The sequence below is a fragment of the Raoultibacter phocaeensis genome (assembly GCF_901411515.1).
GTDB lineage: Bacteria > Actinomycetota > Coriobacteriia > Coriobacteriales > Eggerthellaceae > Raoultibacter > Raoultibacter phocaeensis.
In genome coordinates, this window is the sequence record NZ_CABDUX010000002.1 from 1,531,282 (window position 1) to 1,554,826 (window position 23,545).

Sequence of the window (23,545 nt, forward strand, 5' to 3'; positions counted from 1 at the left end):
TACAACAGATCAAACTAGATTTATAATGCTCATTATTTATTGATTTTAAGGAATGCCAATGAAACAAGATCGGAAGTTCTTTGTCGAGAAAAAGAGCTGGTCGAAAACCAAGGATGACCTTCTTTCGGCTTACCTGGTACCCTATTTTGCAAAAATCAGCATGAGAGCTGAAAAGCTTATCTATTTTGACGGGTTTTCGGGTCCAGGCTTGTTTCACGATGGATCTTCAGGATCGCCCCTTATCGCTCTAGGAATCTACGACAAGCACGTCAAGGAGCATAACCCTCGATACAATGATGCTGCATTCTTCTTTTCGGAAAAGAAAGCCGACTACAGAGCCAGCCTTGAAGAAGCGATTGGGACAAGGATGCATGCGGCAAGCGAAACGGCCGTTTTCGCTTCTTACGAAGAAAACTTAGCTGCAGTTGTAGATGCTGCGAGAACGACGTCTAAACACCTCTCGGCCTTTTTCTACATCGATCCTTTTGGAATAATCGACTTGGATTTCGGACACATTAAAACGATTCGAAACAATATCACATCATCGGAGATTCTTCTTAACTTTTGCTCGCCAGGCTTATTAAGAGAAATGTTTTGTGTGAAAAAAATAAACGGGATGGTTCCGAAAGACGTGGAATACGGAAACGAAATGCGTTTCGAAGGGAGCGACGAGCAGCGGACGCTCAGACTCGACAGGATACTTGGAGGTAACTGGTGGCTCGAGATGGCGCAGTCGCACAAGTCAGGAACAGATAATTATTGGGATCTCGAAAAGGCCATATCCGATCGATATCGACAAAATGCAGCGAATCTTTATACGTACGTTATCAGCATGCCGATAACCATACCTGGAAGCAAAACGCTCAAATACCGTATGATGCATATGACGAACCATCCCGATGGATGCATTACCATGAATGACAACATGATAGTCCGCAAAAGGCATCACAATCCCCAATCGAGCCTTTTCGATGAGGACATCGACGGCGAACTCTTAGGATCATCTCGCGACGATGAAATACAGCAAACCGCAGAAAAGCTCGTCGCCACCATGCCGTTTGACCGAAAAATACAACTTGGTGTCATAATCGCAAAACTCATTTCTGCAACTGGAGTAACATACAGATCGTCAGAACTCGGAAAAAGATTTATAGCTCCATTCGAACATGACGGCGTAATCCAACGAGCTGATCCGCACGCCAATTCGTCCTCCTGGAGCAATAACCGCATCGAATTCATAAGAAGACGCATGGGGAGCTGAACGACACCTTGGAACACATCACAAGAAAAAGCATGCTATACAAAACCGGCGTCGAATACGGCGATTACACCATGAACCACGTTCAGGGATGCAGCCATGGGTGCAGATATCCGTGCTATGCTTTCTTGATGGCGAAACGGTTTGGAAAAGCAAAAACCTACGAACAGTGGTGCGAGCCGAAATTGGTATCGAACACGCTCGAACTGCTTGATAGCGAAATTCCGCGATACAAGGAAAAAATCAATACTGTTCAGCTTTGCTTCACCACGGATCCATTTATGTACGGATACGACGAAATTTGCTCGATGAGCTTGGCTTCCATTGCAAAATTGAATGAGAACGCAATCCCCGTAGTAGCCCTCACCAAAGGAATCCTCCCTCGCGAGCTGTCTGGGTATTCCGCCGAGAACGTCTACGGAATTACGCTCGTATCGCTTTCGGAAGAATACAGAGTAGAAGCCGAACCAGGGGCTTCACCGTATCTTGAACGCATAGCGGCGCTTAAGGCGCTGCATGATGCCGGATGCAAAACATGGGTAAGCATAGAACCCTATCCGACCCCGAACATCATCAAGCAAGAACTCGATACGCTGCTCAATGCCGTTTCCTTTGCCGACCGCATCATATTCGGACGAACCAACTACAATAAAACGGTATCTTCTTTTCCAGAAGCCAAGAGATGGTATACAGACAGAGCGTATGAGGTCATTACCTTCTGCAAAACCCATGGCATCGATTACCATATCAAAAACGGAACGATGCTTGATTGCGCAAGGCCCACCGAAACCGAATCGAATAAAAGGGTTTTATCGCACCGATAAAACCAGCATCCCGTCCCTATGCGCCGCTTGCTGCTCGCGCCGCTTCGCTCGCCGGCTGACCCGCCGCCTTGGCTTCTTCGGCCCGTTCGCGCTCGAGCACGAGCTGCATGGCAGCGATTGCGCACTCGATCTGGCCGTCATCGGGCTCGTTGGTGGTGAGGTACTGCATTTGCATGCCGGGCCAGAGGATCACCTTGACAAGCGGGTTGTCGGGGTGGCTCCCCGCCCACTTCACCGTGATCTCGTAGGAGATACCGGCGATCACGGGCATGAGCAGGATGCGCACGAGGATGACGAGCGCAAGCTTCGGTGCCCCGTCGGGCACGCCCCATGCGTCGATGAGCGCGTTTATGGGCGTCACCGTGTACACGATGATCGCGATCACCATGACCATGATGAGGAACGCCGTGCCGCAGCGCACGTGCAGGCGCGGGAAGCTGCGGGCGTTCTCGGGCGTGAGATCAAGGCCGTGCTCGTAGCAGTGGATGGTCTTATGCTCGGCACCGTGGTAGCCAAACATGCGCTTGATCTCGCCCATGCGCCCGATCAACCAGATGTAGAACACGAACACCGCAACGCGCAGAAGGCCGTCGACGACGTTCCAGAGAAGCGTGTTCTGGTCATACTCGCCCACGATGAGATTCGTGATGAACGCCGGGGCCACGATGAACAGCACGACGCCGAGCACGAGGCCGAGCACCATGGAGAGGGCCATCTCCTTCTTGCCGAACTCGACTTCCTCGTCCATGAACGATTTCTTCTGCTTTTCTTCAGGCTCCGAGAACTCCCCTTCGAGCAAAGCCGCCTCGGCAGCAGCCACTTCCTCGGCGCGCTTCAGGTGCTCGCGCCCCGATTCCTCGATGTGCTCGACCTTGAGCTCGGTTTGCGCTCCGAGCGCGTCGATTACGGTATCGGGGCGTCCGAAATCGTCATTCCACGAGAAGGGCCGCTCTTCGGCGACGCCAGCGGATCCTTCCGAACTCGCACCGTCATCCGAAGCGATCGGATCCGCAGCAGAGCCCGTCTCGCCGCCGTCAACCGCACCCGTAGCAGGCGAAGCGGCCGCTTCCTGTGTCTTTGCCGGTTTACCGTCTTCCTTCTCGCCGGATTCCTCTGCAAACGCATGGAGCGCGGCGATCTCGAGCGCTTTGTAGCCGAGTATGAGCGACTCGACGAGCGCGCGGCACCCGCGCACGAGCGGCCAGTACATCCAGCCGTTCTTCTTTTTCCCGGAGTTGAGGTCGTGCTCCTCGATGTAGATGGAGCCCGACGGCTCGCGTACGGCCACCGACCAGTTGAACTTGCCGCGCATCATGATGCCTTCGATGAGCGCCTGGCCGCCGACATGGGTCTTGAGCGCGCCGTCTTCTTTGAATGCGCGGGATAGATCGCTCTTGTTTTCCGCCATCGCTACTGCCTCGTAATCCGGGAAAAGGGGTTCCCGCAGGTCATTTTACCCTCAGGACACGCCCCCCGAATGCACGGGGCGCCGGCATCCATGAAAATGTAGGGAGCCGTCGGTTTCGCGAGGGCGAGCATCTCGTCGGCCATCGCGCGAATCTCCCATTGCGCGCGGTTGCAGCAGCGCAACTCGAAGAAATGCAGAAGCTCCCGCACGTTCATCGTTATGACGATCTTCGTCTCGGCGGCATTGGGAAGCAGGTAGCGCGCATCCTCTGCGGGCACCCCCGCTTCGAGCAGCTTCGCGTATGCGGTGAGCGCCGCCCCGATAGCCTCGTCGAACACCTCGCTCGTTGCGGGATCGGCTGCAACGCTTTCGGGCTTGATGACCGAAAGGCCGTCGGTGAACTTCACGTAGCGTTGGCTTTGCTGGTTGAAGCTCGCAATGCGATGGCGCACGAGCTGGTGGGTCAGTGCACGGGACACGCCATCGACCGCGAACGTGTAGCTCGCATGTTCGAGCGTGGAGAAATGTCCGCTCTGCATGATGGTGGACAGAACGCTTTTCACCCGTTCTTCGGGCATCGTCTCCATAAGCTCGGAGGCGCCGACTGGCGCATAGCACAGACGCGCCGCCGTGGCGATGGCGCGTTCGGGGTCGGGGGTGTGGTATAAAAGCTCGACTTGCATGGACGTCTTGCACTCCTCGTCGTATGGTTCGGAACGGCTCGCCGGCCGCCCATCCCGATCCAGAGGACGGCTGGGCCGTACGCGGTCGGATCGGAAGAACGTTTGCGGGCGCGGATCGATCCGCGTTTTGTTAGTATAGTACTAGAAGTTAGGATGCTCCGTACGGCGAAAGGATCCCCATGACGCAAAACTTCACACCTCTGCTCTCGGCGACCGATTGGAACGAGGAGTGGAAGCGCCTGCAAATCGCGCGCCGCAAAGCCGATAACGCGGAGTACTGGGACAAGCGCTCCAAAACGTTTTCCACCAAAGACGCGCCGAACGCCTACGTCGAGCGCTTCCTCGAGTTGGCCCGCATCGAGCCGGGCGAAAGCGTGTTCGACATGGGATGCGGAACAGGGAGTCTGTCTATTCCTCTCGGAGCCGAAGGACACAAGGTCGTCGCCTGCGATTTTTCCCAAGGTATGCTCGACGTCATGGAATCCGAACTGCGCGAAAAGAACGTGACGACCGTCTTCCCGAAGCTCATGAGCTGGGAGGACGATTGGGAGGCGCACGGCGTGCGCGAAAACATGGTGGATGTGTCCATCGCCTCGCGCTCGATCGCCGTTTCCGACATGAAGGCTGCGCTCGTGCGCCTGAGTCGCGTTGCGCGCCGACGCGTATGCATCACGCTTTCAACCGGCTCGTCGCCGCGTATGGACGCACGCATCCTTTCGGACCTCGGCGTGAAAAACGAGTTCGGCAACGATTTTCTCTATGCGTTCAACATCCTCGCGACTGCGAGCATCCTGCCCGAGGTGAGCTACATACAGAGTACCCGCACCGATACGTTCGACAGCGTAGACGACGCGTACGAGGACCTCTCGCGCATGGTACTCGACGCGATGGCAGACAAGGAATCCCCCGAAGCGCACGCAGCGCTCAGCCGACTGCGCGACTGGACGCACGAGCACGTGATCGCTAACCCCGATGCAGGTGCGCCCGACAAGAAGGGGCTTCCCCAAAAGAAGTTCACGCTCGACTATAAGCGCATCGTCACCTGGGCGTTTTTGGCATGGGACGCAAAACACTGAGTGAGCGCGGCATCTAGAGCTCGATTCGCTCGAAGAGCTCTCTGCCGACCCCGCACACCGGGCATATGAAATCCTCGGGAAGCTCGTCGACCTCCTCGATGTGGCCGCAAACGGTGCAGCGCCACGCGATGCGAGGGGTTTCGCTCGCTTCGGCAGTCTCGCCGAGGTAGCTCGAAGCCTTCGGAGGCGTTTTGCCCCCCTTGACGCTGTGGTAGTACGCATACGTCATCGGCTTATCGTCGGAAAGGATTTCCGCCTCGATGACGGTGCCGATGAAGAGAAGGTGCGTGCCGAGATCGATCGAATCGCTCACCTGAACGGTGAAGCGCGCGACCGTCTGCTCGGCGATATAGGGAAAGCCGTAGCCGTCGGCCTGCACCGAATACGATTCGAATTTGTCGACGTCACGGCTGCAGAAGAACCCGAACCGCCCGATGAGCTCCATCGAAGCATTCTGCGACAAGCTCACCGCTGTGTACATGCCCGCTTCGCAGATAACCGAAGCCGTATGGTTTTCTTTGTTGATCGCAACGCTTACCTGCAAAGGATCAGATGTTACCTGCGCGAAGGTGTTGACCGTGCATCCAGCCGCTTTCCCATCGACGTAGGAAGATACGAGGTAGAGTCCGTACGATATGCTGCGAAAAGCGTTCGTGTCGAGCATGGTTGTCCTTTCGGTTGTTGACCGCATGCAATTCTAGCACTTGTAGAGGGATGCGGAACAAAATGGTGACTTTGTGATGATCGGCGGATTTTGCGGTATTTGCAGATCAGATCATTACAGTAGCTTGCTTGTAATCCCTTTTTTGGGTCGCGTTCTCTGAACTGAAGGAGATGTTCAATGAACCTGAACCAATGGCTTGTTCAGCCGCAACGATTCCTCGGGCCCTTCGGGCTCATCGCCCTGCTCGTGGTGACCAGCCTCGCCACTCCCCTCTCGCTCGACATGTACACGCCGGCGATCCCTCACATGACCGAGTATTTCGAGACCGATGCAGGAACCGTCAATCTCACCCTAGCCGGGTACTTTCTCTTCTTTGCCGTCGGATTGCTTTTGTTCGGGCCGACAAGCGACCGCTACGGACGCAAGCCCGTGCTGGTAGCGGGCATGGTCGTCTACACAGCCGCAAGCGCGCTCTGCGCGATGGCCCCCGATATCTGGGTTCTCATCGGCATGCGCGTCTTGCAAGCACTCGGCGCGGGAGCTGTGAGCGCCGTTTCGACCGCCGTCGTGAAAGACGCCATCATTCCCGAAAAGCGCGAAGCGATCCTATCGATCGTGCAGGTCATGTTCGTGGTCGGTCCCGTACTCGCACCGGTGGTGGGAGCCCTCGTGCTACAGATCGCCGATTGGCATATGACGTTTTGGGTGCTTGCCGCCGTCGGGCTTCTCTGCACGGTGCTTGCACTCATGTTTCAGGAAACGCTTCCCGAAAAAAGCCGCTTCGACGGGTCGATTCTCGGAAGCCTCGCTCAACTCGGCACCGTTGCGAAGAACAGGGGGTTCACATCGTTTCTGTGCATCGTCGGCCTCTTCAATCTGCCGTTCATGGCCTACATCGCCGTCGGCTCGTACATTTACATCACGTTCTTCGGCTTGACCGAGCTCGAATACAGCTATTTCTTTGCCATAGCCGCCCTGCTCACCGCCGCAGGCCCCCTCATCTGGCTCAAGGCATCCCACTATCTGAGCGCACGGAGATTCACGACCATCCTGCTCTCGGTGGCGTTCGTCTCGGGTTTAGCGATGCTCGCTTTCGGCGAGCTCTCGCCCTTCCTCTTTTGCGCGACGTTTCTCGCATTCGCCATGACGGAAGCGTGCATAAGGCCCTATAGCACGAATATCCTGCTTTCCCAGCAAAAAGGCGAAACGGGCGCAGCGGCTTCGCTGATCAACTTCGCCCACACCGCGATCGGTTGCGTGGGTATGGTGCTTGCCGTGCTTCCCTGGCCGAACTTCGTCATCGGAGTCGGAGCGATCATCGCAGGCACCATGGTCGTTGCAGGCCTTGCATGGGCTTTCCTGCTGCGTTCGAAGGTCTCGCTTGCAGGAATCAAGGACACCGATCCGTCCTCCCCCGCGCATCCGATAGCCGCACCGCATCGGCGCTGAGGTTGCGTCTGGTACCGTAACGCTTCAACGCGCAGCCCGCGCCTCTCATCAAAGGTTGCGGCACGGGCCCGCAAGCGCTCAATCGTCGCGCTTTATTCCATTCCGTACGCCGCCAAAACCGCATGCCAGCCCGCTTCGTCGGGGCCGATGACGGTCGGCGTGCCCCAAGCATCCTCGAAACGCCGCGCGGCCTGGCCTGCAAGCCAATCCCTCACGACAACGAGGGCGCAGGGCCTAAGCGGCGAGGGGCCTTCATCGAGCAACCGCATTGCCGCATCGAGTCCGCGTTTCTGCTCGAGCTCCAAACGCCCTATCTCGTCGACTATGAGGAATTCCGCAGAACCCGCCGCTGCGGTTGCCGATTGTCCGCCGCATCCGAACGGCACGCGCATTCGATCCGCCGCAGCGCACGCGAGCGAAGCCGTCCCCAGACTTGAGAAGTAGCCATTCACCCGCTCGAGCGCATCGTCGAAGATCGCCCATCCGAGCCGCGCTTCATCGCTTTGCGATGTCGCACCGTCTCTCACCCATCGGAAAGATCGCGTCTTCTCGCAAACGAAAACCGATCCCCAGCAGGAAGAAGTACGTTGTCGATGCCCACCTTCTCCCGATCGCCCTGCTCCGAAGCCTCTCGCCATACACCGGGCGCGAGCACCCCGACGCATACGACGCCTCCCTCATCCAGCGTAGCGGCAAGCCGCTCGAGCCAGCGTGTTTTACCGGTCTGCACGGCCCCAGTCAGGATAAAGAGCATCGAAGACATTCCTCTCGCGTCGGTTTGGGAGTATTATACTGTATCAAAGACAATGTTTCGCGCAAGCGGATGAGCGCTTGCACCCAACAGGGAATCGATAGGAGAAACCAATGGGATGCCCCGAGAAAGACTGCTGCGCCTCGAATCCGAACCAAACCGAGATCGCGTTTCCCGGCACCTACGATCATGCGACGCCGTGGAAGTTCTACAACCATCTGATCGGCCATATCCCCGACGACATACGCGTAACCGATTACTGCCTCGGCACCCATTGGTCCTACGTCGAAGCCGAGTGCGGCATGGGCGTGAGCTTCACCTGCAAGGGCGGCGCACGCCGCACCTACACTACCGATCTGCGCGGGATGCCGCTCAAAGCCGTTGCCGAGCTTTCGAAGTCGTGGTGCTTCGAGGAAGCCTCGCTCGGCGTTGCGGGCCTGAACGCCTGGTATTCTCAACCCGAGCTGCTCGATCCGCTCGGCGCTGTATACGACGAAGCAGTCAACCTACCCGATGGAACCGTTCGCAAAATGGACGCCTTCGAACTTTACCGCCCCCGAATGGGCGGTAAGCGTGTTACCGTAGTCGGACACTTCCCTCACGTCGACCGCATAGCCGAATACGCCGACCTAACGGTGCTTGAGCGTTCCTGCACCCAAGAGCTCGACACGCCTGACCCCGCCTGCGAGTACGTGCTTCCCACGACGGACTTCGCGTTCGTCACCGGCGTGACCATTATCAACAAAACCGCTCCCCGCCTGCTTGATCTCACGAAGAACGCGACAACCGTCATGGTGGGTCCGAGCGTTGTGGCTTCCCCGTTCTTGTTCGATTGGGGCGTCGAATCGCTTGCAGGCAGCGTGGTAGCGGATCCCGACAAGGCGCGCTTTGCCGTCATGTCAGGTGCGGGCAAGCTGTTCGGCGAAGCGCTCGCGATGATGACGATCTCGCGAGAGGCCCGCTAGCCGCACGGGCATTGCTGTGCTCGAAGAACCTACGCGGGAAAACGCAAACCCGAACGACGGGCTTGGTGGGGAGCGTCCAAGTAGGTGCACCACAGGCACTCCCCCCGAGAGGATCGCAGCGGATGAGAAGCGCATCGCAGCCGACAAGGCCCCACGCAAAAGATCCGGCCCAAGACCGGATCTTTGGTTCGTGCTCGATGTTCCTCGATCAAGAAGGGTACTACTCGGCGCTTTCCTCAGCCTTGGCTTCCCCTGCGGGAGCCTCGAGTGCGGTTTCGGCGGCGGCGTCGGCGATAGCCTCTTCGGCAGCCTCAACCTCGGTCGCCGTGGCTTCTTCCTCGGCTTTCACGGCATCGGCTTCAGCCTTCTTGGCAAACTCGGCAGCGCGTTTAGCCTTCTCGGCGGCTTTCGCGTCGCGCTCCGCCTTCTTGGCGGCTTCGGCAGCTTCAATGGCTGCCTGGCGCTCGGCTCGTTTAGCAGCCTCGCGTGCGGCGACGGTCTCTTTTGCGGAACCGAACTTATCGGCGAAGCGCTGGACGCGTCCACCGGTGTCGATGAATTTCTGCTGGCCGGTGAAGAACGGATGGCATTTGTTGCAGAGGTCGATCCTCAGCTCGGGCTTCGTGGAGCGGGTCTGCCAGGTGTTCCCGCAGCTGCACGTAACCGTGCAGTCCATGTAGTCCGGATGAATTCCCTGTTTCATTGGTTTCTCCTTTACAGGCCTTGGTTTCCGACCAAGGCGAAGACAAGCTTTCATATAATAGCACACTCGCGGGTGATTCCACACAGAGTTTCCAGCGGCTGCAGTTTTACCGATTGCCCTCACAAACCCTGCACACAAGAAAACCGGCCGCACTGCGACCGATTCTGCGATGCTTCGATTCAACGATCCGAAGTGCTTAGAGTTCTGCGACCCACAGCCCATGGATGTTGCAGTACTCGTATACCTTGAGCGGTTTGTCGCCCTCGGCGACGGCGAAGTCGGCCACAGGCGCATCCTCGGGGTTCAGTTCGGCGATCTGGTAGCCGTTTTCGGTAACAAGGCAGATGAACGTAATATAGTGCTCGGGCGTCATGGGATGCAGCGTGCTCCCCACTTGCACATGGACGTTCGCGCCGTCCACCTTCACGTCGGGAACATGCTTCTCAAGCGCCGCATCGGTGGTGTTCGCGTTAAGCTCTTCCATCTTCTCGCCGCAGCATACCAGCGGCACTCCCGAATCGAACGGTTTGACAGCGATGTTTCCGCAGTGCGTGCAGTGATAGAACGTAACGTCCATGGTTTCCTCCTCGGTGGGTTTTCGTCTTTTCTTATATGCTACTCTTTTGGTTGCAATTCTGGAAGCCCCTGCTGAGGCAGCTTCATCTTAATCGCATAAACCAACACACCGATGCCCACCACGATCAGGGGCACCGAGAGCAGCTGGCCCATGGTAAGCCACCCGCCCCACAGATATCCTAACTGCACATCGGGCTCACGGACGAACTCGATGACAAACCGAAAACAACCGTACAGAATGAGGAACACCCCGAGAAACGTGCCGCGCGGCCGCGGAGGCAGCTTGCGCGACAAGATGAAAAGCACCGCGAACAGAAGCACGCCTTCAAGCAGCGCTTCGTAGAGCTGCGAGGGATGGCGCGGCATCATGCCGGCACTGCCGCCGAACACGACGCCCCAGGCAGCATCAGCGGGAGCACCCCAGAGCTCGCCGTTGATGAAATTGGCGCACCGTCCGAAGAACAAGCCGAGCGGAGCGCCGATGCAACCCATGTCGGCTAACGTCAAATAGGGGATCTTCGTTATCTTCGCCGCCACGATTCCCGCGAGCAAAGCGCCTATGAGCCCCCCGTGGAAGCTCATGCCTCCATGGTTGAACGCGAGTATCTCAAGGGGGTTTTCGAGGTAGGCTCCGTTGGTGTAGAACAGTACGTAGCCGAGCCTGCCGCCGACGATGACGCCGACGATGACGCAGAGGAGTATCGTGAGCAGGGAGTCCGCATCGATGCGAACCCTCCAGCGCTTGGACACCCGATACATGATATAGCCTGCGCAGATGAAGCCGAGCACGTAGGCGATGCCGTACCACCTGACGACGATCGGACCGAGCGAGAACGCTATCGGGTCGAGGTTCTGGTAGATGTCGTTGAGCATGTATCCTCCAAGAAAAAGCGCCGCTTTCAAGCGGCGCGACTATACACCAGTCAGCTGGACACTTCGAATTATCTTGCGTCCGGCCCGCTCGATCCCTATCGAAGCGCTACTGCCCCGCTCCCATGCCCGCGCCGATCTCGATCGCCGCGAACTTGACTTCTTCGCGCAGCTGCACGGGAATGCCGTGAACCGACGAAACCTTGGCACCGCACTGCGGACAACGCAGGGAGAACAGCGCCGTATCCTTGCTGAGCACCATCATGGAATCGTACTTACATACATCGAGATCGGTGGCCCCGCATGCAGGACAGGTCAGATTGGCCGCCATCGCTCTCACATCTCCCTTCGCACGCTCGCTCTCAGTCATGTGCCTTTCCTGACATTGTAGCAGAACGTTTTCGTCAGAGCAGGAAACGATTGGGATTCCCTTGGCGGGAAACGTCGCTTGCGCGGTCGGCAAGCGCAGGGCCGTTCGACAGGAAGAACTCGCAGAAGCGGCATACCTCTTTGACGGAAGCCTCGTAATCGAGTTCGGGATTGAGCAAAAGCTCGAAATCGGTTGCCACTGCATGCGTTTCGCGGTGGCATGCCGCGTAATGGCAGTCGGCGGGACACGGCTCGCCCGGTTGATTGTGCGGGCACCGCGACTGCATTTCATCATCGCAACCCCGCTTCTCCCAGCACTTTGCCATGACCCGCCGACCTTTCTCGTAAACTCCGTGCAAGCCGCAGGCTACATCGCCGGAACGACTTTGGTTACACCCGGCACGCGCTCCTTCAAGATGCGCTCGACGCCGTTTGCAAGCGTCATCTGCGACATGGGGCAACCTTTGCAGGCACCCTGCAACTCGACGGTCACGGTACCGTCTTCGGCGACATCGACGAGCGAAACGTCGCCGCCATCGGCCTGGAGGCTCGGACGGATGAGCTCGAGCACTGCGGCCACATCGTTTTTCTCTACCATAATGCAATTCCCTTCTCGAAGTATGTTCCGGTCGATTGTATCACACCGCACTCAGCAAGAACCTTTGTGCGGCAAGCGGACTAATTGAGCGGCTGCCAGTCTTTTCCGAGCACGACAAGCACATCGGTCTCGAACGTATAGAACCCGTTCGAAGCGATGGCACGCCCGGCTCCGAGGTCGTGCACCACCGATTCGGCTGCATCCTTGAAATCGTTGTCCTGGTACACCACCAGCGTCTCGTTGTACACGTACTGATCGGCGTTGCCGGTATCGGTTACCTTGTAGCCCTTCCCGACAAGCGCGTCTGACATCTGCTGAGCTCCGCCCGTAATACCCGAACCGTTGCGCACAGTGATCTCGAAGCTTGCGGGATCGACAGCAGGGCCCGCCGCAGCAGCGGGAGCAGGGTCCATCCCCGCGTCGAGCGCTTCGAGCATGGCGGTCCATTCGTCGGTCGAAGCGACGAAGTACTCGTCTCCCGTCGAAGAGCTGGTGACGTCGTATCCGGGCATGCGCACGGCATGGACTTGGGAAAGGTCGATGCCGCGCAGCGCGTCGATCAGCGCAAGCGCGTCGGAGGCCGAGTAATCGGTTCTCACCGTTCCCGCAACGACGTCGAGCGTCGGGATGATGCTCAGCGCATTGGTATCGAGCAGCTTGCCCGCAAGCGCGAGCACGACCTTGCGCTGGTTCTCGGCGCGCACCTCGTCGCCTTCGGCGAAGTTGAGCGCCCGGGAAAGCACAAGAACGCCCTGTCCGTCGAGCGTCTGCTCGCCCGCAGGCACATACAGGTCGCCCGCGTTCGGATCGTCGACTTCCTGAGACACGTCGATCGTGAGGCCTCCGAGCGCATCAACCAGCTCGACGAGGCTTTCCTCGTCGGTCTTGATCACATGGGAGATGCGCGCTCCCGTATAGTTCGCTATCGTCGAGATAAGGTAGCTATCTCCACCCATAAGCTGCGCATCGGCAATACGGTGGGTTTTGCCGTCGTTGAGCGAAACCTGCGCGTTCGCAGGCACCGACACGAGCGAGATCTGTTTGTTTTCGGTGTCGATGCGCGCGAGCATGAGCATGTCGGGACCCTCATAGCCCGCTCCGGGCTTCGAGAACTCTCCGACGAGCAGCACGTAGGGCACCTTGCCCTCTTCAGGCGAAACGAGCGCGCTTTTCGCATCGGAATCGCCGAGGCCCATCTTGTCTGACACAGAACCGAAGTAGGCGGCAACGCCTGCCGCCCCCGCAACGCACGCGACGACGAGCACGACAACAAGCGCGATGACGATGCCCTTCGCTTTCGCCTTCCTTTGGAGGCCGCCCTGGAAATCGCGCTGCGCGACGCGTTTCGAGTACGCCGAGTCGCTTTCGCGCGTCGACGTTGCGGGCGTGACGTGGTCGACGATGCCGCGCTTTGCCCGCGAGCTCTTACGCGGATTGGAGAATTCGACCGTACCGCTGCGCACCTTGCCTGCAGCGCGCCGCGCGCTCGCGGGATTGTGCGTCCCGATGCTCGCATTGCGGATGCGACGCGACGTGTGCTTCGAATACGATGCTGATACCTTTCTCGGCTTGTACGCCATACAGATCCTAACCTATCGCAGACAGACCCTAGGAAAGGGCCGTCCTCTCGACATCGGCGCCGAGGGAGCGCAGTTTGCCTACGTAATCCTCGTAGCCCCGGTCGATATGGGATATCTCGTGCACCTGGGTCTCGCCGTCTGCAACGATGCCGGCCAACACGAGCGCCGCTCCGGCGCGCAAGTCGGTTGATGAAACCGGGGCACCCTGCAATCGCTCGACACCGCGCACGAGCGCATGGTGGCCCTCGATCGTGATGTCGGCGCCCATGCGGACGAGCTCGGATGCGAACATGAACCGGTTTTCGAACACGTTCTCGGAAATGACGGAGTTTCCTTCGGCGAGAGCAGCGAGCAGCATGAACTGCGCCTGCAGATCGGTCGGGAAACCCGGATGGGGAAGCGTCTGGATATCGGTTGCCCGAATGGGGCAGCTGCGCGAGACCGTTACGGAGCTTTCCCCTACCTCGACCGTACATCCCATCGCATCGAGTTTCATGAGCGCCATGCGCAGAAACGACGGATCGATGCCCTCGACGGTAACCGGCCCGCCCACAAGCGCCGCACCGGCAAGAAACGTGCCCGCCTCGATGCGATCGCCCACGGTCGTATGCTCGCACGGGTGCATCGACGCAAGCGGCACACCCTCGATTTCGATGATCGACGATCCGCCGCCCGAAATGCTCGCCCCCATGGAGTTGAGCATGTTCACCAAATCCACGATCTCGGGCTCGCGCGCGGCATTCTCAATGACGGTCGTACCTTCGGCCACAACCGAAGCCATGACCATGTTCTCGGTCGCACCGACGCTGGGAAACTCGAGTACGACGTGCGCCCCGTGAAGGCCGTTAGGCGTAGTTGCCTCAAGAAACCCGTGATCGATTTCGAAATGGACGCCGAGCGCCTCAAGCCCGATCATGTGCATGTCGATCTTGCGTGCGCCGATCTGGCATCCGCCCGGCATGGCAACGCGCGCCCTGCCGAACCGGCCGATGAGCGGTCCGAGCACCGAGATGCTCGCCCGCATCTTGGAAACGAGCTCGTAGGGCGTCTCGCAGCGGGAAATGGCAGTCGTATCGATGACGAGCGTATGGCCGTCGCGCTCGACGGTCGCTCCGAGCTTTCGAATGACGTCTGCCATGATGTTGATGTCGGAGATGAGGGGCACGTTGTGCACCACCGAGACGCCCTGGCCGAGAATCGCCGCCGCGATGAGCTTGAGCGCCGAATTCTTCGCACCCGAAACGGACACGGTTCCTGCAAACGTCGAGTTCCCCCTGACGATGATTATTTCCTCTGGCATAACCCGTCTTTCTGCTCGGATACGTCCCCCTCACGATAAAAGAAGCCGCTGCCTTTGGCATGCCCTACCATCGAACATCCATAACGTTAGCAGAAGGATACGACGAGGGTTCAACGCGCGGTTTGGGCACACGCCGCCGGAGGCGGGCCGTGCTCCGCGGTCGTTCGAGCGGCAAAGCAAAGCGCCGACAGCACAACGGCCGCCGGCGCTCGGTTCGACGCGTATGCGCGAAGTTTATTCGGCCTCGCCCAAAACGAAACGGATGAAGCTCTTGATCGCGATCGAGCCGCCCAGGTTCTTGGCGACTTCGGCGGTGTACTCGGACACGCTCTGATCGGGGTTCTTCACGTATGCCTGCTCGGTCAGCGTGTTCTCCTTGAAGAACTTCTCCAAACGACCGGTCGCCATCTTCTCCTGGATGGCCTCGGGCTTGCCGGACTCGGCAGCTTGAGCCATGTAGATGGCCTTCTCGTGCTCGATGACGGCAGGATCGACCGCATCGCGGTTCGCCGCAACGGGGCACGCGGCTGCTACCTGCATGGCGACATCGCGGCCGTACTGAGCGAACTCGGAGGACGCGGGATCGATGCCCTCGACGTCGAATTCCACAAGCACGCCGATCTTGCCGCCGCCGTGGATGTAAGACGAAACAGCGCCCGCCTCGGCAACTGCAAAACGGGAGAGCTGGATGTTCTCGCCGAGCGTGTGGATGGCGTCGGTAACAACTTCCTCCACCGTCTCGCCGTCGGCATCGGCGGCCTTGAGCGCATCGAGATCGGCGGGCTTGGCGGCAAGCGCGGCCTTGGCGATCTTCTCGGCGTAGGCTTTGAACTTGTCGTTGATGCCCACGAAGTCGGTTTCGCAGTTGAGCTCGATGACGGCGCCCGAAGTGCAGTCATCGGAGACGACGGCCATAACGGTGCCCTCGTTGGTGGCGCGGCCGGCCTTCTTGGCGACGGCGGCGAGCCCGCGGGTGCGCAGGACATCGACTGCCTTCTCGATCTCGCCTTCGGCCTCGACGAGCGCCTTTTTGCACTCCATCATGCCGGCGCCGGTCATCTCGCGGAGCTCTTTGACCATAGAAGCTGTGATGTCAGCCATGGTGGTTCCTTTCTCGATCAAGCGGTTGCGCGGGCCGCGCCCGCGCTGAGTCGTATCGTTTCAGTCGTTCATGCCGACGTTGTCGGCATACGCAGTTCGGTCTGCATCCGCAAGGCGAACGCAGCCCCGTCGCGAAAAGCGCGCTTATTCCGCAGCCTTCTCCTCGGCGTCGGCCTCAGCCGCAGCGGCATCGACGACGGCCTCGACAGCAGCCTCGATGGCGGCCTCGGCAACAACCTCGTCGGCAGCGGCCTTCTCGACGGCCTGGGCGGCCTCGGTCTCGGCGATGGCGGCAACCGCCTGAGCTTCGACGGCAGCGGCAGCGGCATCGTCGGCTGCGGGCGCTTCTGCGTCACCTGCCATGTCGGCAACCGTCACCGGCACAACACCGCCGGCGATAACGGCATCGGCGATGAATTCGGAGAGCAAGCGCACCGAACGGATGGCGTCGTCGTTGGCCGGGATGCCGAAATCAACATCATCGGGATCGCAGTTGGTATCGAGCGTACCCACAACCGGGATGTTGAGACGACGGGCCTCGTGGATGGCGATGGCCTCGCGGTTGGTGTCGATCACGAACACGGCCTCGGGAACCTTCTTCATATTGCGGATGCCGTTCAGGTTGGTCTGCAGCTTGGCGAGCTCTTTGCGAAGCAGGATCTGCTCCTTTTTGGGCAGAAGCTCCATGCGGCCGTCGGCCTCCATGGCCTCGAGCTCCTCCATGCGAGTCACGCGCGAACGGATGGTCACGAAGTTCGTGAGCATACCGCCGAGCCAACGAGCGTTCACGTACGGCATGCCACAGCGGTTCGCCGCATCGGCAACGGCCTCCTGAGCCTGCTTCTTCGTACCCACGAACAGCACGGTGCCGCCCTTGCGCGCGGTTTCAGAAATGAACGTGTAGGCCTTGTCGAGACCGAACAGGGTCTGCTTGAGATCGATGATGTAGATATCCCCGCGGCTGCCGAAGATATACGGCTTCATCTTGGGGTTCCAACGGCGCGTCTGATGGCCGAAGTGGCTGCCCGCATCGAGCAGCGAAGTAATGCTGACCTTAGTCATGTTCTCTCCATTCGTTAATCCTCTGCGCATGGTCTTCCCCAGTCCCGCAGCCTTTTTCGGTTGGCCACTGGCGGTGCCGGGTCGCACACGCATGTGTAATTAGAAACTTGCAAAGTATACCACCGATTGTAAGGAATGCAAGAGCGAGTCTTAATTCCAAATTCCGAATCCCAAGCCCCAAGTCACAAGTCACAAGTCGCTCCGATTTTAGGCCTTGGAAACGCTGTGGGATTCCCTTATACTAACGGTCGAGCCGCACGGAGTTGGTTCCTCCGCACGGCTCTCGGATCGCTTCGGCGGTTCGGGTTGGTTTAGTGCTCCTTGTCCGGCTCTTCGTCGGACGGGAGCTTTTCTATTTTGTCGATGACGAAGTCAACGACCCGCAAGATAAGCCCGATAAGAGCGATAAGAACCTGCCAAACTTCAACCTTCATAGGCGCCACCCCTTCCTGAGTATCTAGAATTCAGAAAATGGCCGGCACGTTTCCCGCGCGGGCTGCACCCCAACATCCTGTATCATGGGAGAAAACGAAACGGCATACAAAAGCGGGCGTTCGCGGCGGCGCAGACGCGAGGGCACCCGTCGAACGAGAAGCCGCATACGGAAGAGGACATCCCATGAACTACAACCTGGCAGCATTCACGGCGGCGTACGGCACATCCGAGCAGCTTCCCCCTTCAGTCCACCCCGAAGTCGCGTTCGCCGGGCGCTCGAACGTGGGCAAATCCTCGCTTCTCAACAAGCTCTTCAACCGCAAGGCGCTTGCAAAGGTCTCATCGGTGCCGGGCAAAACCTCCACCATCAACTTCTTCTCGGTCGAAGGCGTCGATTTCGTCGATTTACCGGGATACGGGTATGCCAAAGTGGCGAAGTCGGAGAAGGCGCGCTGGTCGGAGCTTATCGAAGGCTACTTCAACCAGGAACGCTCGCTCGCACTCGTCGTCTCGCTCATCGACATACGCCATCCGGCAACCGACCTCGATACGGGCATGGTCGAGTTTCTATCAAAAGCCGATCTTCCCTTCGTACTAGCGCTCACCAAAGCCGATAAGCTCTCGAACATGCAGCGACAAAAGCAGGTGGCTGCGCTTCGCAAGCAGCTGAGGCTTCCGAAGGATCAGACGGTCATCCCCTGTTCGGCGGAAAAGGGCATCGGCATCGACGAGCTGCGCAAACACATCGAAAACGCCGTATCGTAGCAGCGCTCTACACAAAACGCAGCTTCGAGCGGACCCCAGATGCACCCAACCAGCGGATAAGCAGGGCACACGTGCGCGCCACGAAGAAACCTCGGAGCTCGCCTTACGCCAACCCCATCGTAGGGCTTGACGCAGCAGCATCGCCGCTCTCGTCGGCACTGTCGTCATCGCTTTGCCAAACGAGGTCCATCATCTCCTGGCGGTCGTGCACGTCCATCTTCGCGTAGATATGGCTCACGTGCGTCTTCACGGTACCGTTCGAAAGCACGAGTTCGTCCTGGATGAACGCGCGGGTGCGGCCCTGTGCGAGCAGCACGAACACCTCGGCCTCCCGCGGCGAGAGGCCGTAGCGGGCGGCAAGGGCCAAACAGGTATCGTGCACGCTTTTCGTCAAGGGCGTGCTGGGCTTTGCATCAACGCGGGGAGCGTGCGCCTCCCAGGTATCCGCTTCATTCCCCGTTCGTGCCTCTGCCGCCCGCCGCAAACCACCGCTCGCGGCCCTTCCCTGCACGATCGCCTCGTCAGTTCGCCTCTTGCCGCCGAACCACGTCGCACTCATAGCGACGATGACGATCACATAAGTGGCAAGCAGCACGAATACGTTGCTGATAACCGCCGATTCACCGAGCAGAAGCACCCATGCGATAGAAGCGCCTGCGTAGATGGCCCCCGCTATGCCGATGACCCGATACGAAGGCAAATCGAGCGCATCGAGCGCGGTGATGACCACGGTCCAGAACAGCAGGTGCGCGAACAGCTCGTCGATCTGGATGACGTCGATGAGAAGCGACATCGAAGCGCTATCGGAACTCGCTTGCACAACGACCACGAACAAGCCGGCAAGCGTAAGCAGCATCGCAGGTTGGAAGCGGATAGCTAAGGTGAAATCGGACATGCGAATCAGAGCGAAGTATGCGAACGCGGCAACGCTCAGCGCCGGCACTACCAGACCCATCAGCCACGGAACGCTATCCGATATGTTCGCATTCGTGTTGCCCCACATGCCCAAATAGCTCACCGAGCGAATGACTGCAAGCAGGATGGCCGATACGGCGACCATGATGAAGGTGTTGCGCCGAAACGTCTGCGACGTCGGCGCCGCAATCTTCGGTTTAGCGGGAACCCCGTATACCGTCCGCACGCTCGCAGAAAAGTCGCCACCGTCATCGCCTTCCGAAGCGCCACGCGCGAGCGAGCACGCCACTTCGAACACCAGCGCCGAAATGACCGGCAAGGCGATGGCCACGACAACCTGCCACTCGGGTCCCATAAGGACGCTCAGCGCAAACAGGATAGGCAGCTTGACGATCAGGCCGCCCGCGACCGACCAGACCGCGCACGAGTAGCCCTGCGTGCGGGCGAGCATGAGGTTATAGCGGGCAACAAGCCAGAAGTACCCGACCCCCGCGACGAACAGGCCGCCTACGGCAAGCACTTGGGGCGCAAAGAACGTCTGGTGGTACGAGAGCCCGAAGCAGGCAGTGCCCGCCGCGGAGATAAGCGGGAGCACGTAGCGCAGTACGCGATCGGACCGCTTGAGTTTGCGCGGTGCGATCACATAGGAAACCGCCAGCGCGAAAATGCCGAGGAGAAAGAATATCCGGGGGTTGACCCACGACTCGATACCCGTAGCCGACGACATGAACCCCATCGTATGGCCCATAAGCGTGCACCATACGAGATTCAAGCCGAGCCCGAGAGCCGCGAACACCCCGCATGGGTTCAAAGGCATGCTGCGCATATGCATGATGTGATGCTTCCCTCTTCTTTCCGTCCCTTGCCGCGCATCCCTGAGCGCCTTGCGCGTCGAACCATTATCGCACGAGACGTCCCCCGATGCATCCCGTACCGCGTCTCATCGAGAAAATCGGGTATTGCGCAGCGGCGTTCGATGCCGGCGAGCATCCGCATCCCCCAAAGTGGACGATGCGGATTTGCCTGGGGTTTTCTAATCGGACCTTTGGGGGATAGTGAGGTCTGTCCGCCCGCGATACCATCGATGCCGAGCCGTAGCGCATACGAAGGAAGGAGAAGAACGATGCGGTGCGGCAGAGGACGCGGCGGTTCCGCCTACGCCTGGCTCGATGCCGGTTTTAACAGCGTAGCGCGAAGCGCCGTATGCAAGGAGCAAAGAGAAAGGGGACCTATGTCGGTCAAAACGAAACTCGTCATCGCGACGATGTGTCTGGCATGCACCTTCTGCCTGATCGCCGGCTGCTCGCCGAATCAAGGCGAAGACCAGCAGCCTTCGGGCAAGGAGCCGTCAGGCGATACGAAACCCGCAGCCGAGGAAAGCCTTACGCCCGAGCAGCAATCGATCATCGACGGCGCGGAAGGCACTACCGATGCGGACATCAACGAAGAGTTCTATCCGGGCAAAGAATACCTCGACGGGCTGTGGGATCGCTGGGATCAGATAGCCGAAGAGTACGCGCCCGAAATCCGCACGCTTCCAAACGGCCAGATGGTGCAGCGCACTCCCACCGAATACGCAGTGAACCCCGATGCCTGGCAAATCCAGGCCGGTTCCAACTCGTACAACACCTACTGGCTCGACGCCGATAACCGCGGATGCGAATCATGCCATCCCGATATGAATTCGCTTCTGAAGAACCTGCCCTACGAGCATCCCGTGGCTTGGAACGATGAACTCGACAACAAGACGACGCTACAGCAATGCCTGTTCTGCCACTCGTACGCACCGGGTTACATCGCCAAGCAGTACGAATTCGGCACGCTCATGCACGGCATCCACTTCAACACGCGCAACAAAGCCGAGTTCAGCACCCAGTTCCAAGGCGACTGCATGTCGTGCCACAACGCCACCGAGAACGACGAAGGGCTCGAAATGTGGGATCTCACCAAATACGACCGTCTCTGGGGCATCAACAAAGTTGCCGACGTCGAGGGCGAGTTCGCTATCGACCAGGAGAAGATCCAGGATCAAGACGGCGTGTTCTCGTACGACTGGATGCACGCCTACTACGACAACATGCGCCACGGCGCAGGCGTGAACGGCCTTAACCTCGAGATGCCGCAAAGCCTCTTCGACGAATGGGAGATCACCGTTTCGGGTACGGTGGCAAACGGATACACTGCGAAACTTCCCGATCTCATCGAGGAAGCCGAAAAAGCCGGGGTCGTCGTAGAGAAGACCTCCAAGATGGTTTGCAACTGGAATCCAGTCGGCGGCGGTGGCGTAACGAACACCGAAATCACGGGCATTCCGGTAAGCTGGCTCATCGAAAAGGCCGGCGGCTACACTGACGACACGACCGGCGTACGCGCGCTTCGCGCCGACGGCAGCTCCAAGCGCGCCTTCCCCGTCGATAAGGTGGACAGCAACGAGGCTTTGCTCGTGTACAAGATCGGCGGCGAGTACCTCGACGCAACGCGCGGATATCCGTGCACGAACTGGGTCGAAGGCGTCGATGCGCAGATCAACTCCAAGCAGATCGACACCTACGAGGTGACGAACGAGGACATCGACTACACCGATAAATGGGCCGGCAACCCCAACGGATGGCAGAACGAGGCGAACGTTCCCATGAACAAGCCCAATGCCACCATCCTGGGCGTGCCCGACGGACTTCTCGTGCAAAACGGCGAGCCTTTCACGTTCGAAGGCTACGCTGACGCGTACGACGAGAAGATCGCTTCGATGGAGTTCTCCATGGACGGAGGCGAAACATGGACGGCCTTCGAACTCGGCGATACCGACCGCAACAAGATGGTCTGGTGGAGCTTCACCTATACGCCCGAGCTTGAGGGGGCGTACTGCCTCACCGTACGCGCTACCACCGAAAGCGGAGCAGAGAGCTTCGAAACCCAAACCGTCATGTTCAACGCCAAGGACAAGCTGCCGAGCGCCGAGGAAACCACCGTACTCACCTCCGGTTCCCTCATTCCGCCGAAAGTCGACCTTGCCGCCACCAACGAAGAAGAGAAGTAAGGAGGACGCACATGCCATTCACTACACCGAAAAAGATAGCGGCAGGCGTTGTTAGCTCCGCACTGCTGCTCTTCGGGGGAGCTACAGCCATCGCCTCGCCGCTCCAATCGCAGACCGATGCGCGAGCCGACGAACCCCAAACGACCACCCACACCGTCGGCGACCGCGAGATCATCTCGCGCTGGATGGGCGACGAAGAAAGCCCCTATACCAAGGTGGCGAACGTTCAGGGAATCTTCGCGTTCAACCAAGAGGGCACAACGCCCAACGACGAGCTGTTCAACATCTTCGGCGCCACGCTCACAAGCATGTGCTCGAAGCCTGCAGCAGACCTTGCTGCAGAACAGGGCGGGGTCGCGAACTACTATGTAAACGTCGGCGGCAATATCAAGAAGAACTTCACGGTGAACGTGGAGGACCTTTCCGAAGATGTGGGCGATCAGGCGCTTATGGCCTGCTCGTGCGCTACGGGATCGCCCTTCGGACAGGTTGCCGTCATGGGTGTGCCGCTCTCTGCCGTGGTCGAAATGGCCGATCTGGAAGACGGCGTGAACACGGTAACGGCCTTTGGCGCGGACGGTTTCGGTCAGCCGCTTCCGCTCGAATACGCGCTTGAGAAGAACGCGCTTTTGGTCTACCAGGTCAACGGTCAAGAGCTCGCGACCACGGGCGAAGGATCGAGCCTGCAGCTGTTCATGCCCGAAACGGTGGCCCGCTACTTCACACGCAGCATCGTGGAGATCGAACTCACCGCCCAGGAGCAGGTACCTGACGTGCAAGCGGTCGATCCGACGTACCGCAACAAGGTTAACATCTTGAACAGCGCAGAAGAGTGCCTGTTCAAGGTCGGCGACGAGATCACGTTTGAGGGGGTAGCCGATGATCTCGGCAGCCCGATCACCGCGATCGAGTTCTCATTCGACAACGGTGCCACCTGGACGAGCTGCGAAACGGCTGGCGCCACCGCCGATAAATGGGTCAACTGGCAGTTCACCACCACGTTTGGCGAAGCGGGCGATTACCGCATGACCGTCCGGGCGAAAACCGCCGACGGCATGGTATCGCCGCTTGAAGCAACGCTAGCCTTCGAAGTCGCATAAAGCCGAGGGACTTTGCAGACCCGTCTGCACCCGAGCGCCCCGTCGGATGCGGGGCG

Annotated in this window: 25 protein-coding genes; 8 read left to right on the plus strand and 17 right to left on the minus strand. The window is 59.1% G+C overall.

Translation table 11 applies throughout. From position 1 onward, the window contains the following. Positions 1–58: 58 nt before the first annotated feature. Together tcmP and FJE54_RS14470 are read left to right on the plus strand one after the other, a co-directional pair. Positions 59–1,261 (plus strand): three-Cys-motif partner protein TcmP, encoded by a 1,203-nt coding sequence (gene tcmP / locus FJE54_RS14465; RefSeq protein ID WP_180326752.1) that lies wholly within the window; start codon positions 59–61, stop codon positions 1,259–1,261. Positions 1,262–1,293: 32 nt separating this feature from the next. Next, positions 1,294–2,082 (plus strand): radical SAM protein, encoded by a 789-nt coding sequence (locus FJE54_RS14470; protein ID WP_180326753.1) that lies wholly within the window; start codon positions 1,294–1,296, stop codon positions 2,080–2,082. Between the two features lie 16 nt (positions 2,083–2,098). Here the strand turns inward: FJE54_RS14470 and FJE54_RS14475 are convergent, their stop codons facing one another. After that, positions 2,099–3,490, minus strand: a complete 1,392-nt coding sequence (locus tag FJE54_RS14475) for a DUF1385 domain-containing protein (protein WP_139653499.1) — start codon at positions 3,488–3,490, stop codon at positions 2,099–2,101. Between the two features lie 2 nt (positions 3,491–3,492). Further along, positions 3,493–4,173: an FAD-dependent thymidylate synthase gene (gene thyX, locus FJE54_RS14480; RefSeq protein WP_139653500.1), complete on the minus strand. Its 681-nt coding sequence runs from the start codon at positions 4,171–4,173 to the stop codon at positions 3,493–3,495. Positions 4,174–4,352: 179 nt separating this feature from the next. Here thyX and FJE54_RS14485 point away from each other — a divergent pair, with 179 nt between their 5' ends. Next, entirely contained in the window at positions 4,353–5,249 is an 897-nt protein-coding gene (locus tag FJE54_RS14485) for a class I SAM-dependent methyltransferase (RefSeq protein ID WP_139653501.1), read from the plus strand. A 13-nt stretch (positions 5,250–5,262) separates the two neighbouring features. Here the strand turns inward: FJE54_RS14485 and FJE54_RS14490 are convergent, their stop codons facing one another. Beyond that, on the minus strand, positions 5,263–5,913 hold the full coding sequence (locus tag FJE54_RS14490) for a flavin reductase (protein ID WP_139653502.1): 651 nt from the start codon (positions 5,911–5,913) through the stop codon (positions 5,263–5,265). Between the two features lie 177 nt (positions 5,914–6,090). Here FJE54_RS14490 and FJE54_RS14495 point away from each other — a divergent pair, with 177 nt between their 5' ends. Next, the gene (locus FJE54_RS14495) at positions 6,091–7,362 is read left to right on the plus strand and encodes an MFS transporter (protein ID WP_139653503.1); all 1,272 of its coding nucleotides are present in this window, start codon (positions 6,091–6,093) and stop codon (positions 7,360–7,362) included. 92 nt (positions 7,363–7,454) lie between these two features. On the opposite strand, the gene FJE54_RS14500 is transcribed toward FJE54_RS14495, so the two are convergent. Then, entirely contained in the window at positions 7,455–7,889 is a 435-nt protein-coding gene (locus tag FJE54_RS14500; protein ID WP_139653504.1) for a hypothetical protein, read from the minus strand. Further along, a complete protein-coding gene (locus FJE54_RS14505; RefSeq protein WP_139653505.1) occupies positions 7,886–8,116 on the minus strand; it encodes a hypothetical protein in 231 nt (76 codons plus the stop codon). Before FJE54_RS14505 ends, FJE54_RS14500 begins: the two co-directional genes overlap by 4 nt. A gap of 110 nt (positions 8,117–8,226) precedes the next feature. Between FJE54_RS14505 and FJE54_RS14510 the strand changes: the two genes are divergently transcribed. After that, positions 8,227–9,078, plus strand: coding sequence for a DUF364 domain-containing protein (locus tag FJE54_RS14510; RefSeq protein ID WP_139653506.1), 852 nt, complete (start codon positions 8,227–8,229; stop codon positions 9,076–9,078). A 220-nt stretch (positions 9,079–9,298) separates the two neighbouring features. Here the strand turns inward: FJE54_RS14510 and rpmE are convergent, their stop codons facing one another. The 11 genes from rpmE to FJE54_RS16370 form a co-directional block, all read right to left on the minus strand. Then, the gene (rpmE, locus tag FJE54_RS14515) at positions 9,299–9,781 is read right to left on the minus strand and encodes a 50S ribosomal protein L31 (RefSeq protein ID WP_139653507.1); all 483 of its coding nucleotides are present in this window, start codon (positions 9,779–9,781) and stop codon (positions 9,299–9,301) included. A 196-nt stretch (positions 9,782–9,977) separates the two neighbouring features. Further along, positions 9,978–10,358 (minus strand): desulfoferrodoxin family protein, encoded by a 381-nt coding sequence (locus FJE54_RS14520; protein WP_139653508.1) that lies wholly within the window; start codon positions 10,356–10,358, stop codon positions 9,978–9,980. A gap of 38 nt (positions 10,359–10,396) precedes the next feature. After that, complete coding sequence (gene lgt, locus FJE54_RS14525) at positions 10,397–11,230, minus strand: prolipoprotein diacylglyceryl transferase (protein ID WP_139653509.1); 834 nt, start codon at positions 11,228–11,230, stop codon at positions 10,397–10,399. A gap of 106 nt (positions 11,231–11,336) precedes the next feature. After that, positions 11,337–11,597 carry a CpXC domain-containing protein gene (locus tag FJE54_RS14530; RefSeq protein WP_255467452.1) on the minus strand — a complete coding sequence of 87 codons (261 nt, stop codon included), beginning with the start codon at positions 11,595–11,597 and terminating at the stop codon, positions 11,337–11,339. Positions 11,598–11,631: 34 nt separating this feature from the next. Next, positions 11,632–11,922, minus strand: coding sequence for a hypothetical protein (locus FJE54_RS14535; RefSeq protein WP_139653510.1), 291 nt, complete (start codon positions 11,920–11,922; stop codon positions 11,632–11,634). 41 nt (positions 11,923–11,963) lie between these two features. After that, positions 11,964–12,194: a NifU family protein gene (locus tag FJE54_RS14540; protein ID WP_102378559.1), complete on the minus strand. Its 231-nt coding sequence runs from the start codon at positions 12,192–12,194 to the stop codon at positions 11,964–11,966. A gap of 80 nt (positions 12,195–12,274) precedes the next feature. Beyond that, on the minus strand, positions 12,275–13,774 hold the full coding sequence (locus FJE54_RS14545; protein WP_139653511.1) for an LCP family protein: 1,500 nt from the start codon (positions 13,772–13,774) through the stop codon (positions 12,275–12,277). Positions 13,775–13,802: 28 nt separating this feature from the next. Next, positions 13,803–15,074 carry a UDP-N-acetylglucosamine 1-carboxyvinyltransferase gene (gene murA / locus FJE54_RS14550; protein ID WP_139653512.1) on the minus strand — a complete coding sequence of 424 codons (1,272 nt, stop codon included), beginning with the start codon at positions 15,072–15,074 and terminating at the stop codon, positions 13,803–13,805. Between the two features lie 234 nt (positions 15,075–15,308). Further along, on the minus strand, positions 15,309–16,175 hold the full coding sequence (gene tsf / locus FJE54_RS14555) for a translation elongation factor Ts (RefSeq protein WP_139653513.1): 867 nt from the start codon (positions 16,173–16,175) through the stop codon (positions 15,309–15,311). 144 nt (positions 16,176–16,319) lie between these two features. Beyond that, positions 16,320–17,237, minus strand: a complete 918-nt coding sequence (gene rpsB, locus FJE54_RS14560) for a 30S ribosomal protein S2 (RefSeq protein ID WP_139653514.1) — start codon at positions 17,235–17,237, stop codon at positions 16,320–16,322. 311 nt (positions 17,238–17,548) lie between these two features. Beyond that, on the minus strand, positions 17,549–17,671 hold the full coding sequence (locus FJE54_RS16370) for a hypothetical protein (protein WP_255467453.1): 123 nt from the start codon (positions 17,669–17,671) through the stop codon (positions 17,549–17,551). A 184-nt stretch (positions 17,672–17,855) separates the two neighbouring features. Between FJE54_RS16370 and yihA the strand changes: the two genes are divergently transcribed. Then, on the plus strand, positions 17,856–18,437 hold the full coding sequence (yihA, locus tag FJE54_RS14565; RefSeq protein WP_139653515.1) for a ribosome biogenesis GTP-binding protein YihA/YsxC: 582 nt from the start codon (positions 17,856–17,858) through the stop codon (positions 18,435–18,437). Between the two features lie 103 nt (positions 18,438–18,540). Here yihA and FJE54_RS14570 read toward each other — a convergent pair whose 3' ends face one another. After that, positions 18,541–20,184, minus strand: a complete 1,644-nt coding sequence (locus tag FJE54_RS14570) for a response regulator transcription factor (RefSeq protein WP_139653516.1) — start codon at positions 20,182–20,184, stop codon at positions 18,541–18,543. A gap of 399 nt (positions 20,185–20,583) precedes the next feature. Here FJE54_RS14570 and FJE54_RS14575 point away from each other — a divergent pair, with 399 nt between their 5' ends. Then, a complete protein-coding gene (locus FJE54_RS14575; protein ID WP_139653517.1) occupies positions 20,584–22,389 on the plus strand; it encodes a molybdopterin-dependent oxidoreductase in 1,806 nt (601 codons plus the stop codon). A gap of 11 nt (positions 22,390–22,400) precedes the next feature. Further along, a complete protein-coding gene (locus tag FJE54_RS14580; RefSeq protein WP_139653518.1) occupies positions 22,401–23,489 on the plus strand; it encodes a molybdopterin-dependent oxidoreductase in 1,089 nt (362 codons plus the stop codon). Positions 23,490–23,545 lie beyond the last annotated feature (56 nt).

What these genes read in the sequence shown, in the direction of transcription:
- tcmP (WP_180326752.1), top strand. Translation starts at nt 59, where the DNA reads ATGAAACAAGATCGGAAGTTCTTTGTCGAGAAAAAGAGCTGGTCGAAA.
- FJE54_RS14470 (WP_180326753.1), top strand. Translation starts at nt 1,294, where the DNA reads ATGCTATACAAAACCGGCGTCGAATACGGCGATTACACCATGAACCAC.
- FJE54_RS14475 (WP_139653499.1), bottom strand. Translation starts at nt 3,490, where the DNA reads ATGGCGGAAAACAAGAGCGATCTATCCCGCGCATTCAAAGAAGACGGC.
- thyX (WP_139653500.1), bottom strand. Translation starts at nt 4,173, where the DNA reads ATGCAAGTCGAGCTTTTATACCACACCCCCGACCCCGAACGCGCCATC.
- FJE54_RS14485 (WP_139653501.1), top strand. Translation starts at nt 4,353, where the DNA reads ATGACGCAAAACTTCACACCTCTGCTCTCGGCGACCGATTGGAACGAG.
- FJE54_RS14490 (WP_139653502.1), bottom strand. Translation starts at nt 5,913, where the DNA reads ATGCTCGACACGAACGCTTTTCGCAGCATATCGTACGGACTCTACCTC.
- FJE54_RS14495 (WP_139653503.1), top strand. Translation starts at nt 6,091, where the DNA reads ATGAACCTGAACCAATGGCTTGTTCAGCCGCAACGATTCCTCGGGCCC.
- FJE54_RS14505 (WP_139653505.1), bottom strand. Translation starts at nt 8,116, where the DNA reads ATGCTCTTTATCCTGACTGGGGCCGTGCAGACCGGTAAAACACGCTGG.
- FJE54_RS14510 (WP_139653506.1), top strand. Translation starts at nt 8,227, where the DNA reads ATGGGATGCCCCGAGAAAGACTGCTGCGCCTCGAATCCGAACCAAACC.
- rpmE (WP_139653507.1), bottom strand. Translation starts at nt 9,781, where the DNA reads ATGAAACAGGGAATTCATCCGGACTACATGGACTGCACGGTTACGTGC.
- FJE54_RS14520 (WP_139653508.1), bottom strand. Translation starts at nt 10,358, where the DNA reads ATGGACGTTACGTTCTATCACTGCACGCACTGCGGAAACATCGCTGTC.
- lgt (WP_139653509.1), bottom strand. Translation starts at nt 11,230, where the DNA reads ATGCTCAACGACATCTACCAGAACCTCGACCCGATAGCGTTCTCGCTC.
- FJE54_RS14530 (WP_255467452.1), bottom strand. Translation starts at nt 11,597, where the DNA reads ATGACTGAGAGCGAGCGTGCGAAGGGAGATGTGAGAGCGATGGCGGCC.
- FJE54_RS14535 (WP_139653510.1), bottom strand. Translation starts at nt 11,922, where the DNA reads ATGGCAAAGTGCTGGGAGAAGCGGGGTTGCGATGATGAAATGCAGTCG.
- FJE54_RS14540 (WP_102378559.1), bottom strand. Translation starts at nt 12,194, where the DNA reads ATGGTAGAGAAAAACGATGTGGCCGCAGTGCTCGAGCTCATCCGTCCG.
- FJE54_RS14545 (WP_139653511.1), bottom strand. Translation starts at nt 13,774, where the DNA reads ATGGCGTACAAGCCGAGAAAGGTATCAGCATCGTATTCGAAGCACACG.
- murA (WP_139653512.1), bottom strand. Translation starts at nt 15,074, where the DNA reads ATGCCAGAGGAAATAATCATCGTCAGGGGGAACTCGACGTTTGCAGGA.
- tsf (WP_139653513.1), bottom strand. Translation starts at nt 16,175, where the DNA reads ATGGCTGACATCACAGCTTCTATGGTCAAAGAGCTCCGCGAGATGACC.
- rpsB (WP_139653514.1), bottom strand. Translation starts at nt 17,237, where the DNA reads ATGACTAAGGTCAGCATTACTTCGCTGCTCGATGCGGGCAGCCACTTC.
- FJE54_RS16370 (WP_255467453.1), bottom strand. Translation starts at nt 17,671, where the DNA reads ATGAAGGTTGAAGTTTGGCAGGTTCTTATCGCTCTTATCGGGCTTATC.
- yihA (WP_139653515.1), top strand. Translation starts at nt 17,856, where the DNA reads ATGAACTACAACCTGGCAGCATTCACGGCGGCGTACGGCACATCCGAG.
- FJE54_RS14570 (WP_139653516.1), bottom strand. Translation starts at nt 20,184, where the DNA reads ATGCATATGCGCAGCATGCCTTTGAACCCATGCGGGGTGTTCGCGGCT.
- FJE54_RS14575 (WP_139653517.1), top strand. Translation starts at nt 20,584, where the DNA reads ATGTCGGTCAAAACGAAACTCGTCATCGCGACGATGTGTCTGGCATGC.
- FJE54_RS14580 (WP_139653518.1), top strand. Translation starts at nt 22,401, where the DNA reads ATGCCATTCACTACACCGAAAAAGATAGCGGCAGGCGTTGTTAGCTCC.